Origin of the sequence: Burkholderia sp. BCC0322, assembly GCF_902833045.1 — a bacterium.
GTDB lineage: Bacteria > Pseudomonadota > Gammaproteobacteria > Burkholderiales > Burkholderiaceae > Burkholderia.
In genome coordinates, this window is sequence record NZ_CADFDU010000027.1 from 1 (window position 1) to 12,482 (window position 12,482).

The following is a 12,482-nucleotide window of genomic DNA, read 5'->3' on the forward strand; positions in this document are numbered from 1 at the left end:
TATGCCTGTTTCGGTACCTTGAACATGCCTGATTTCCTTCCTTTCCGTCGAGTTTATACACGACCTCTTGGAAGGCGAAATTTCAGGGGAAGCTCATGGACTGAGCTGCAACGAGACGGTCGTTGCCGGTATACAACGCCCGGCATGGCCGTTACAAAATCCCGTAAGCCTGTGTGGCGTCGCACTTCGCTATCGTGAAGCGCATGGCCGATCCCCTCAAGTTGCCGCCAGCCACCAAGGCTTATATCTGCAAACTGGAAACACACGCTGCTGCCGACGCGCAGCGCATTCCCGAACGCGACGCGAAGATTGACGAACTGACCAAGCGCCTCGATGCGCTTGAAGAGCAGTATCGCTTGGCGCTGGCCCAGCGCTTTGCGCCGAAGAGCGAGAAGCGCCGTGATCGCCTGTTCAACGAGGCCGAGCAGATTGCCGAGACCGAGCCAGCAGAAGAGGATGACGACCTTCCTGTGCTGCCCGACACGGGATTGCCGGACACTGCCCCAGTGCTTGGCAAACGCGGCCGCAAGCCACTGCCGGCGCACCTGCCGCGCGAGTGTGTCGAATACGACCTGCACGAGGATCAGAAAACCTGTGCGTGCTGCGGTAACTCGCTGCACCGCATTGGCGAAGACGTGAGCGAGCAGTTGCACTACGAAGTCAAGGTCACGGTTCTCCAGAATGCCCGCTTTAAATACGCGTGCCGGCATTGCGAAACCCATGCCGAGCGCACACCGATCGTGCTGGCCCCCATGCCGGCGCAGCCGCTGCCGGGCAGTCACGCGAGCGCAGCGATGATCGCCACCGTCACGACGGGGAAGTACGTCGACGGTACGCCTTTGTACCGGATGGCGGACGTGCTGGCGCGCTCGAACGTCCCGGTTAGCCGCGGCACGCTGGCGAACTGGATCATCCGGCCCAGCGAACTGCACAACACTCGGTTGTACGATGCACTGCGTAAAACGCTGCTGTCGCAACCGCTGATCCACGGAGACGAAACAACGGTCCAGGTGCTCAAGGAGCCCGGCAAGTCGGCGCAGAGCAAAAGTTACATGTGGTGCTACCGAAGCGCCGAAGATTGCGCCGAGCCGGTCGTGCTGTTCGAATATCAGCCCGGTCGCGCTCAGGAATATCCGAAGGCGTTCCCCACGATCGATTTCCTCGCGCTTGACCCAATCCAGCAGCGTCTGCGGCGTACAGCCGATCATCGGCGCAATCGATTCGACCGCCGCCCACATCGACGGATGTTCGCTACGCTGCTCACGTACCAGACGCACTGCGCGCTCCCGGACTTCCGGGGAAAACTTGGTTGCCTTCTTGTTCATGGCTCGATTCTCTCAAGAAGGATCGGAGTTTGGGCGAGAGGCTGATGGCGGCCGCGCAAGAGGTGCCGCGCTTCGGCTATCGCCGGATGTCGGCCTGGCTGGCGTTGAGCGAATCACGCGTGCGGCGAATGTGGCGAGCCCTTCAGCTCGACATTGCGCGCCGACGTCCTCGCCGACGTCGTTGCGGCGACGACATACGCCTGCCAGGCGCCACACAGCCCAATTCGGTTTGGAGCGATGACTTCGTGCACGATCAACTGGTGGATGGCCGGGCCTTGAAGATGCTATGCGTGATCGATGAATACACCCGCGAGTGTCTGGCGATCGAGGTTGGCGCCAGCCTGCGGTCGCAGGACGTGATCTTGACGCTATCGCGACTCATGCGGCTGTACGGCAAGCCCGTGTTTGTTCGGTCGGACAACGGCGCCGAATTTACCGCTGCCAAGGTCATGCGTTGGCTGCGAGACGCTGCAATCGGTCCGGCCTTCGTTGCGCCTGGCAGTCCATGGCAAAACGGATTCGTCGAAAGCTTCAACGGCAAACTGCGAGACGAATTGCTAAACCGCGAATGGTTCCGCAGCCGCGCCGAGGCCAAGGTGCTCATCGAGCGCTGGCGGCAGTTCTATAACGAGCGCCGGCCCCACAGCGCTCATCGCTACCAACCTCCCGCCACGGTCCGTCGAGCCTGGCTGGATTCCGATAATATCGACGCGAGACTCACTGCCTGACTGGCTACAAAATTCCGCCGCAGGTTACCTTCAGGTCGCCGCCGTATACTGCTCACGTCGTGCCCATCCGATAGCATCGCGACTCCCCGTCGTCGTCGACCTACGCTACGGTGCTGATTGAGTGCTTACCACCTTTGCTTCCCATTCCGTCGAGTCTACCCGACCTCTTGGAGAGCGAAATTTCGGGGGAAGCTCAAACAACGCCCCTGCTTGCATAAGAATATTCCTCAATATGCCACTCTCATTTTTTGTAGATTCGAATAACTGGCTCACATAAATCAATTACAAAACGAGGCAAAACCCATGTTCGTGAATTTAGGCAATGCGAACCGATTACAGGCGGATGAGGCCCACCATGTGGTTGAGCACGCACACGCAGATGGAAACTCTATTGCCCGAGACGGTGCGCCTTGCCAACCTGCAGTTACCCGAGGGTGCCTTGAAGCGATCCGTTGTATATTCCGCGAGCAAACGCCGATCGTAGCCGCTGTATTTCTTCCATTCGCCACGGCAAAAGCGCCGGATCACATCAACCGTGTCGTTACGCCACGTCTTGCCAGAAGTCTTCGTGAACCATTGAACATCGCCCTCGCGCGGCGAAATCGAGGGCGTAGTGTTGCGCGCAGCGATCGCGGCATGGCGCGGTTTGGTATCGTGGGCTTAGTCACCGTCGATGACATCGAGCGGTTCGTCGTCGGTGATCTGGTAGAGCAGTTCGGCCAGGACGTCAAAATCGGCTACATCCCAATGCCTCGTCAGCACTGCACGCACCTGACCAGTATTTGCGTAGAACACGAGATGCACTTTGCGCCACAAGCGGCGCTTTACATAGCCAAGTTGGCGCACCTTCAATTCGCCCTAGCCGCAGAGCTTCACGCCAGAGCTGTTGACCGCCAGATGGATCGGCCCAACAACATGAACTTGTACCTCAAGGGTCTACCCTCGGCTACTCAGTGTCGCATAGTTCGACACGGGCAAGGCAGCGAAACCAGATCGTGCAGACTTAGCGCGAAACCTTGCAGCGTGCGCAGCGGCAAGTGGAACCTGGTCTTGATGCTCGGCAGCTCCTGGAGCAGCAGGTCACTGTACAGACGCGGCCGACCGCGCTCCGGTATTTCGCCAAGGGCGACTTCATCGATTTACATCGTGACGTTACCTCGGTTGATCAGGCTGGCGTTGTTGGCCGGCCAGTTTTTGAAACTGGTAGCGTGCTTTCGACTTGTTCGTCTTGCCTTCGTCGTTACGCGTCTTTTCAAGATCAAAAACCAAGAATCTACTCTGGAACCCGAGCCGTTAGCCCGGGGGACCCAACCAGTCAGCTGTTGCGCCCAAATGTCATCCGGCCTCTCGTGTTTCAAACTTATGCAACAACGCCTATCCGGACAACAACCATTCTGAAGTGGGAGGAACATTTCAAAGTGCTGTCGACGTATTTGTAGTGTATCAGAAATGATTAAAATAACCGACCAGGTTACTGCGTGCGCCTGGAATCCAGCGATTTTTCCTCGAGGGCTTCGCAATGAATCGCAGCTATCAAAGCATCTGGAGTGAAGTGCTTCACACGTGGGTCGCAGTTTCTGAAATCGTGAGATCCCGAGGAAAAAAGTCACGCACTGGCGTATCGCTTTCAGGTGAAAATAATACGAGGCTGGAGAAGGTGCACCAATTAAATGCCTGCGGAATAATTAATTTGGCTATTATTGTTTCTTCGTGCCTTTCCATTCCTGCCTATACACAGGAATTTATCGTCAACGACAACGGCGATGCAGGGTGTTATGCCATTAACGACCCGGGCGGGGGTGTGCAGTATTCCGCAAATTCCGTGTGCAACAACGCCAGTGCGACCTCGGTCATAGTGAACAGCGGTAGCCTGATCGTCGGCGGCAGCAATGGCACGGGCGCGATCGGCGGATTGTCAACGTCGACAGGCGGAACTACGACGGCAGGCGGATCGACCGCCAACACGTATGGCTTCTATGTGCTGTCGAACGGCGCGTACATCGTTGGTAGCACGAACATCGTCGGTGCTCTCCAGGTGTCGGGACTCGCAACCTTGAACGGCGGCGCCAGCCTAAACAACCAGAAAATCACCAATCTCGCTCCGGGCAGCGTGTCGGCATTGAGTACCGATGCGGTCAATGGCAGCCAGCTCACAAGTCTGTCGACTTCCACATCGACGGGTCTGTCCTCTGCTAACAGTTCCATCACGTCACTGTCGACCTCGACTTCGACCGCGATCAACGCCGCGAAGACGCACTACTACAGCATCAACGATAACGGCGTGCAGCAAAGCAACTACGCAAACGACGGCGCAACGGGCACCAACGCCCTCGCAGCTGGCGTGAACGCCAGCGCGGCAGGCACCAGCAGCGTCGCGGTCGGCGACGGCTCGAACGCGCAGTCGGCAGGCGCAGTCGCAATCGGCGAGAACGCATCGGCAACGGGCGGCAAGGCCGTGTCGATTGGTTCCGGCAACACGGCAAGCGGCGACGGCGCAGTGGCGCTCGGCAACCAGTCCACGGCCAGCGCCACCGGCGCACAGTCCTACGGCTCGGCTGCCAAGGCTACGGCCGCCGACGCGCTCGCCTTCGGCACGAACGCGCAAGCCAACGTCGCCAACTCGGTCGCACTCGGCGCGAACTCGGTCACGAGTGCCGCGAACCCGACGTCGAGCGCCACGATCGGCGGCGTCACGTACTTCTTCGCGGGCAACTCGCCGGTCGGCGTGGTGAGCGTCGGCGCACCGGGCCAGGAACGCCAGATCACGAACGTCGCCGCGGGCCAGATCTCGGCCACCAGCACGGACGCGATCAACGGCAGCCAGCTCAACGCGACGAACAACGCGGTCAACGCGCTGTCGACGTCCACCGCGTCGAACGTCGCGTCGCTGTCGACCGGCATCGGCTCGCTGTCGACCGGCCTGAGCACGACGAACAGCAACGTGGCCTCGCTGTCCACGTCGACCTCGACCGCGATCAACTCGCTGTCGACGAGCCTGAGCGCGACGAACAGCAACGTGAGCTCGCTGTCGACGTCGACCTCGACGGGCATCGGTTCGCTGTCCACCGGCCTGAGCACGACGAACAGCAACGTGGCCTCGCTGTCGAGCGGCGTGTCGAACATCAACAACACGCTGAACCAGTTGTCGACGTCGATCAACAACACCAACAACAACACGCGTATCGCCAACAACAACAACGGCGTCGCGGCCGACATGAACGGCTCGGGCAGCGATCACCCGACCGTCACTGCCGGCTCGAACTCGGTGGCGATTGGCTCGAACTCGACAGACGGCGGCCGCCAGAACGTCGTGTCGGTCGGCAGCGGCACCCAGCAGCGTCAGATCACGAACGTCGCGCCCGGTACGCAGGGCACCGATGCGGTCAACCTAAACCAGTTGACTGCAGTGCAGTCGACAATGTCGACTGCGTTATCGGGCCAGCAGGTGCAGATCAACTCGCTGGGTTCGCAACTGCAGCAGACCGACCAGATGGCCCGGCAGGGTATCGCGGCGGCGACTGCGCTGACGGTGATGCCGCAGGTAGAACCTGGCAAGACGATCAACGTCGCCGTTGGTGTGGCCCGGTTCGCAGGCGAGTCGGGCATGGCGTTCGGCGCGAGCGGACATATCACGACCAACGGCATTCTCAAGTTGGGTATCGGCGTGTCGGGTAACAACAAGACTTACGGTGCGGGCTACGGATACAGCTGGTAACGACAGTGTCCGGCGTTAGTGCACTTGAAAGTCACGGGACGCAGTGGCCCCGTTCCCCAACGGGCTATGCAGCAGCGCGCTGACGACGGACGGATTTCGGGTGTGTGGCGGCCAACATGCGGTTGCGTACCGCCACCCCGATCGCCGCTTAGCTCTGCTGGGCGGCCAAGCTGCGCGTCCGTAGCCGCGGGCCGATCAACGCCTTGTAACGGCCCATGGCCGTCTCCACCGTAAGCGATCCGTGAACCCGCCCCTTGCGCCGCGGCAACTGATCGGCTAGCGATCACGCCTTCGGCTTTCGGACGGGCTTGCCGAGCTTCCAGGGCAGCAGCGCTTCGTAGTCGTCAGCCTTCTTCGCGAGCGGTAGCGCCTTGAACAGGTCGTAAGCGGTAAATTCAGCACACCGAATGGAGAATCATTTGCAACTGACAGGCGCGCATAGCCGCATCGCGACGGTCGAGGTTGACCGGCGATGTCCGCAACTGAGTCTCGGTCGAGTGTGCCGGGAGTTAAAGTCAAATCTGGTGTACGGGACGTCGGCATGATCAGGCGGCGAGCGGTTGCTGAGCCGGTGTGCTGTCGGTAACCGGGACGCCATCTTTAAATGCCATTCCACCCAGCATCTCTGCAAGTTTCTCCGGCGCGCGGATCTTGCGCCAAGACTCTTCGGCCGACTCGAGCAGCTTGAACGCCAAGCCGAGGAATGTCGCTCGCGACACGCAATTGCGCGTACGTTTCGTGCGATGACGCACCGTCGCGAACGTCGATTCGATCGGATTCGTCGTGCGCAGATGCTGCCAGTGCTCGGCAGGGAAGTCGTAGAACGCCAGCAACTCGTCGCGATCTTCGATCAGTTCCTCGGCAACTTTCGGGTATTTTGCCGAGTAGCCGTCGACGAATTCGTTGAAGGCGGCCAACGGTCGGCCCGCGTGGCTTCCATCCAGATGTCCTGCATCGCTTTTTTCGCGCGGCCTTGCTGTGACTTCGGCCGCGCATTGAGCACGTTGCCCATCTTGTGAAACCAGCAGCGTTGATGCTTGGTTTGGGGGAACACTTCCTCCATCGCCGCCCAGAAGCCCATTGCACCGTCGCCGCAGGCGAGCAACGGGCCAGCCTGCAGGCCGCGCTTCTTCAGGTCCAGCAGCAGCTCGCACCAAGACGACTTCGATTCCCGGTAGCCGTTGCCGATCGCCACGCGCTCCTTCGTGCCGTCCGGCTTCACGCCGATGATCACCAGAAGGCACTGGCCGTCCGAATCATCGCTGCGCACGCCCGTGTGAATGCCGTCGGGCCACCAGTACACCCAGCGCGCCGACGACAGGTCTCGCCGGTTCCACTGCGCGTGCTCTTCGGCCCACTGCGCTTTGAGTCGGCTCACCGTGTTCGGCGACATGCCGCTCACCTCGCCACCCAGCATGATGCCCAGCGCCTCGCTCATGTCGCCCGTCGAGATGCCGCGCAGATACAGCCACGGCAGCGCCGCCGACACGCGCGCCGACTTGCGCACGTATGGCGGCACAACCGTCGAATTGAAGTGAATACCCGAACCCGAGCGGTCACGGACCTTCGGCACCTTGACCGTCACGGGGCCGACCGCCGTGACGACCTCCCGCTCGGGCGGGTAGCCGTTGCGTACCACAGCGCGTCCACCATCGATCGACTTCACATTGCTGAACTGCTCAAGCATGGTTGCAAGCTCCGCTTCGACTGCCTGCTGGATGATCTGCCGCGCCCCCTGCTGGATCAGCTCGTCGAGCACGCTCTTCGTTTCTGCTTTAGAGTCGCTAACACAAGTCGTCAACGAAGCGAGAGCAGATAACGGCGGCAGCCAGGGCAAGCAAAGCGACATGAATATCGAGGCGACGTTCGAAGCGAATACGAAGTTTGCCGAAACCGGCGAACCAAGCATGCGTGCGTTCGACGACCCAACGATGCCGCCCAAGCCGCTCGCTGCTTTCTACACCGCGACGGGCGATACGAGCCTTGATGCCTCGCTGCTTCAAATAGCGCCGGCAGCGAGCAAAGTCATAACCCTTGTCAGCATGCAATTTTCCCGGACGTTTGCGGGGCTGACCGCTCAATCCAGGCACTGCCGGGATGGCATCCAGCGTGGGCTCGAATGCCATCGAGTCGTGTCGGTTGGCGCCCGTGACCGTGACGGCCAGTGGGATGCCGCGAGCGTCTACGACGATGTGCCGTTTCGATCCGAGCTTTCCTCGATCCGTCGGGTTGGGGCCGGTTTCCTGGCCCCCCGGGGGCTGGAAACACTGGCGCCATCAAGACTTGCTCGCTCCCAATCAATCTGGTCGTGCTCGCGCAACCGACGAAGCATCGCCAAATGTAATCGCGCCCACACACCTGCGACTTACCAGTCTCGTAGGCGTCGCCAGCACGTCATACCGCTGCCGAAACCAAGCTCTTGCGGCAAATCTTCCCATGGGATACCGGTTTGCAGGACATACAGGATTCCGTTCAGCGCTGCGCGGTCATCGACCGTGCGCCGTCGACCACCTTTGGGCGACGGCGTGAAAACCGGGAGCAGCGGTTCAAGTGTCGCCCATAACTCATTGCTGATTTTTCGTCTGGCCATGCCACGAGGATATGGCTCTCATGGCTTCATGTCTAGGTTGTGTTAGCGACTCCTACTGCTGTTCGCTCCTTTCGTAGACTTTTTCATGGTGGTCGGTTCCGGCTCCCGCCGGATTCGCTGGTTGTGCCTTTGACAAGCAACATTCTCAGCTAAACCGTCACCGCCTTCTCAAAATCCCGATCGCCCGCCGTACACCAGATTAGACAATAGCTCCAACTCCAGTGCACTGGTTCACATCGCTGGCCGATGCCAGGGAGCAGATTGAACGATGGCGGGTCGAATACAACGAGAGTCGGCCTCACAGGGCTCTCGGTGAAGTGCCGCCTGCCGAATACGTCCGTCAGTTGGGCCTGCAGGCCCAGCTGACGGACCAACAGAACGCCGAAAACTAACATTGCCTTTGGCACTGAAAACCGGGACCGTTCAATTGAAACTGTCTCTTAGACTCCGGCTGGCCCTGTTTGCTGGGGGCAGGTCATTAGTTGACCATTACAGTTTCAGCTGGTACGAAAAATTATAGGGCGGGTCAGTGATCATCTCCAACTGTAAATTGTATCAAAAAAACGGAGGCCGCCGAAAATAAGAATATTCCGCAATGGCGTCGCGATTTTTTGTGTAAATTGTAATCTAATTATTGCAAGTAATTTTTAGAAATAATTGCAGCTAACGTTAAGAGTTTTCCAATAAATTGAATCCTTGCCACCGGCTTAAAAATGGCAATCCGTTGGATACTTCCTAGTAACACCATTCGATTGGGAGCTTTAAGCGTTGCAATATGTTCGTTAACCATGGGGCCGCAGCGATGCGCGGAGCGAACGTCTCCACCGAAAGGATGTTGGCTGTGGGAATGTGGATGACTTCGTGTCGGCGCACTTATCTATTGCGCCCGTGCATACTGGCTGAACAACGGGTTTAAGCGTATGGCCCCGTCATTGGTGTGTTGGATTGATGCGAAGGGTGGTTGCCAAAGCATTACTTCTGAGAAGTTGATATGCGTATTGCTGTTTGAAGTGTTGTATCCGAGCGACGCGAATCTGTTCCGAAAGGAGCGAGGTGTTGGCGCACTTCTCTGGTACATGCGCACCTGCTCACGGATAATTCAAGGACGTGGTGGCTAATTGAATCTTCACGTATGTCTTTTTCATTTACAGCACTATGTCGGTTTTGATCAGTGCACTGGAGGCGTGATGGAACGGCGTAAAGTCATTTCCCTAGTCTTAGCCCTTTCAGTTGGTGTGGTGAATGTGTGCGTGGCAAGCACCGGCATCTATACGACCGGCTACGGCACCCGTGAGCAAGGAATGGGCGGCGTCGGCGTTGCAGCCGGAGAGTCGGCGCTGGCGCCGGCAGGGAACCCTGCGGGAATTGCGTTTTCTGGCGATCGGCTAGAAATTGGTGGTGGCTTGTTCGTCATCCACGGAGGTGCACAAGAAAACGGTACAACTTACAGCGCACAGACAGGCATTACGCCGATGCCTGAATTCGGTTATGTGAAGTCGCTGTCTCAGTCGCTAGTATTCGGAGTGGCTTCCTGGGCTGCGGGTGCGGCAATGAGCTATCGAACGCCGTACGGCCCTTTTCCGCAAAATTCGAACACGTCTTCAGAAGCTATCTTGATGCATGTCGCGCCCACAGTTGCGTACCGTTTCGGTGCGGAAATGAACCACGCGCTCGCGTTGTCACTGGTCGGTGCGCTGTCGACTGTCAATGTCAAAGGCGTAGAGACGCAAACTGGGCTGCCGAATCAGGGCCGCAACTGGACTCCGGGCTACGGCTTCAAGATCGGCTGGATGAGTCAGATCACATCTCAGATATCGATGGGGGCTTTCTACGCGTCGAAGATCCGATACACGCCCTGGTACAAATACGACCATATCTTAGCAGACGGGGGGCGATTCGAGGAGCCGGTGCAATACGGCGTGGGCATCGCTTTTCGCCCAACGCCGAAGTGGCTGATCGGATTCGACTGGATCCGGTTCAACTACGGCGGCACTCATATGCTCGGTAATCCGATCGACTTTTCTGAGCCATTGGGTGCGGTCAATGGCTCGGGATTCGGGCTGACTAATGTCAACGCTTACCGTGTGGGCGTGCAATACGACGTAACCGACAAACTAACACTGCGGGGAGGCTTTGAGATCACGAACCAGCCCGTGACGCCAGCTAATACGGCATTCACGTTCCTCGCTCCGGTGACGCCTAATCGCACCTACACGGTCGGCGCAACTTATTGTGTGAGCAAACAATCGGAACTTTCGTTCGCGTATTCAGTATCGCCGCGAGTGCAGATAAATGGAACGGGGTTGAGTGCCGGAACCAATTCATTTGGTCAGAACAATTCCGTCGCATTTGCGTACACGAAGAAATTTTGATGATAGGCTGAAGTCGACCGGAAATGAGGGGGTAGCGCTAAAACATTAGATCAAAAAAGCCGTTTCTTCTCAGATTAAGATATTGCGGCAGACGAATCGTCGTCCGAATTTGGCGAGTGAATTCATTAATGCCGGATCGGCGCGCCAAATTGAGTACGGAGTCTGCAAAAATTGTTGGGCCACGAGATTGCGTTATGAAGCCTATTGAAGGCTGGCGTACCTGGTTCGACGGTTTGCGATTACTGACCTCATACCTCGATCGTGAGCGATGACGTCGGTTCATAGATCAAGCGTGAGGAAGTAGTAGCCCATATGATCGCAACTTCAGGAAATACGAACGGATTGCCGATGAGTGAGGTCTGACATGAAGTTGATCAATCCGACACGACTCGTGACCTCGGTCGCTTGCGAGTCGATGCAACTCCCACCGGAACGATTGCCGGTGAGCGCATTCAACTAATTAAGCCATCGCGGTAAGTGCAAGTCGATAAGCGAGAACCAACGCAAGAGACTTACGTCATGCTGTTGAATCGATCTTCGGTCACGTCAAAGAAGACCGCGGACTGCGGCGCTGCTGGCTTAAGAGAGAGGGCGATGTGGTGCTGTGCGTGATGGGCTCAATCTGCGTCAGCTGCTGCGTGCGATTACCGGACTGATCATTAGATTGGCGATTCGTTAAGTTGATGGAATTGGAGGGTAGATGAATGCCAAATATAGAAGCATCTGGAATGAAGCTCTTGGAGCTTGGGTTGCGGTTTCGGAGATTGTCAATTCGCGCGGGAAAAAATCTCGATGTGGCGTGTCAATTTCAAATAATTCAAATTTAAAGAAAAATTCAGAATTAAATTTGGAGGTGGCGAGAATAGTTGTTATTCTGTCTTCGTGTTTTGTCGCCCCAGCTTATGCGGGTGGATTCTATTTCAATGATAATGGCGACTCTGGTTGCTATCAAATTAGCGACGGCGGAGCAGTCGGTGGACTGCCCAACTCAGCCGTCTGTAATCAAGCTAGTTTTGGTAGTATCATAGCAAACAGTGGTAGTTTGGTTGTCGGTGGTACAAACGGTACAGGAGCGATCGGCGGATTGCCGACGTCAACAGGTGGGACAACGTCGGCGGGTGGGTCAACCTCTAACACGTATGGCTTTTATGTGTTGTCTAATGGCGCATACATTAACGGTGGAACGAACGGCACCAGTATCGTTGGCGCAATTCAGGTATCTGGCCTAGCGTCATTTAATGGCGGTGCCAGCCTTAATAATCAGAAGATTACCAATCTCGCCGCCGGATCAGTGTCTGCGGCAAGCACCGATGCAGTTAGCGGAAGCCAGCTCGCTAGCCTATCGACAGCAGCAGGCAGTAATATTGTCTCATTATCGACTTCGACAACCAGCTTATCCACTGCCCTGAGCTCGGCCAATAGTTCGGTGACGTCGTTGTCGTCTTCCACCTCGACTGGCTTGTCGTCGGCAAGTAGCTCGATCAGCTCGCTGTCCACGTCGACGTCGACGGGCATCGGCTCGTTGTCCACGGGCCTGAGCTCGACCAACAGTTCGGTGACGTCGCTGTCGTCTTCCACCTCGACCGGCCTGTCGTCGACACGTAGCTCGATCAGCTCGTTGTCTACGGGCCTGAGCTCGACCAACAGTTCGGTGACGTCGCTGTCGTCTTCCGCCTCGACCGGCCTGTCGTCGGCAAGTAGCTCGATCAGCTCGCTGTCGACGTCGACGTCGACGGGTATCGGCTCGTTGTC

General features: G+C 57.7%; 2 protein-coding genes and 10 pseudogenes. 6 read left to right on the forward strand and 6 right to left on the reverse strand.

Annotated features, from left to right (window positions below; all coding sequences use genetic code 11):
• Positions 1-203 precede the first annotated feature (203 nt).
• Positions 204-1,145, forward strand: a pseudogene (locus tag HWX39_RS35260) (IS66 family transposase); the annotation flags it as partial.
• Here HWX39_RS35260 and HWX39_RS35265 read toward each other — a convergent pair.
• Positions 1,140-1,325, reverse strand: a pseudogene (locus HWX39_RS35265) (IS3 family transposase); the annotation flags it as partial. The pseudogenes HWX39_RS35260 and HWX39_RS35265 overlap by 6 nt on opposite strands.
• Before the next feature lie 14 nt (positions 1,326-1,339).
• On the opposite strand from HWX39_RS35265, the pseudogene HWX39_RS35270 reads away from it, so the two are divergent.
• Positions 1,340-2,053 (forward strand): annotated as a pseudogene (locus tag HWX39_RS35270) (IS3 family transposase); the annotation flags it as partial.
• 333 nt (positions 2,054-2,386) lie between these two features.
• On the opposite strand, the pseudogene HWX39_RS35275 reads toward HWX39_RS35270, so the two are convergent.
• Positions 2,387-3,322 (reverse strand): annotated as a pseudogene (locus HWX39_RS35275) (IS5 family transposase).
• 250 nt (positions 3,323-3,572) lie between these two features.
• Here HWX39_RS35275 and HWX39_RS36720 point away from each other — a divergent pair.
• Positions 3,573-3,671, forward strand: a pseudogene (locus HWX39_RS36720) (ESPR domain-containing protein); the annotation flags it as partial.
• 282 nt (positions 3,672-3,953) lie between these two features.
• Positions 3,954-5,768 (forward strand): annotated as a pseudogene (locus HWX39_RS35280) (YadA-like family protein); the annotation flags it as partial.
• 64 nt (positions 5,769-5,832) lie between these two features.
• Here the strand turns inward: HWX39_RS35280 and HWX39_RS35285 are convergent.
• The 3 pseudogenes from HWX39_RS35285 to HWX39_RS35295 all read right to left on the reverse strand — a co-directional run.
• A pseudogene (locus HWX39_RS35285) lies at positions 5,833-5,997 on the reverse strand (IS5/IS1182 family transposase); the annotation flags it as partial.
• A 316-nt stretch (positions 5,998-6,313) separates the two neighbouring features.
• Positions 6,314-7,569, reverse strand: a pseudogene (locus HWX39_RS35290) (IS256 family transposase).
• Positions 7,553-8,358, reverse strand: a pseudogene (locus HWX39_RS35295) (IS5 family transposase). The pseudogenes HWX39_RS35290 and HWX39_RS35295 overlap by 17 nt, the downstream one beginning before the upstream one ends.
• 224 nt (positions 8,359-8,582) lie before the next feature.
• Between HWX39_RS35295 and HWX39_RS35300 the strand changes: the two are divergent.
• Positions 8,583-8,750: pseudogene (locus HWX39_RS35300) on the forward strand (integrase core domain-containing protein); the annotation flags it as partial.
• 795 nt (positions 8,751-9,545) lie between these two features.
• Entirely contained in the window at positions 9,546-10,730 is a 1,185-nt protein-coding gene (locus HWX39_RS35305; RefSeq protein ID WP_175972094.1) for an outer membrane protein transport protein, read from the forward strand.
• Positions 10,731-11,990: 1,260 nt separating this feature from the next.
• On the opposite strand, the gene HWX39_RS36725 is transcribed toward HWX39_RS35305, so the two are convergent.
• Positions 11,991-12,482 (reverse strand): hypothetical protein (locus HWX39_RS36725; RefSeq protein WP_279613125.1); only part of this gene is annotated, 492 nt, incomplete at its 5' end.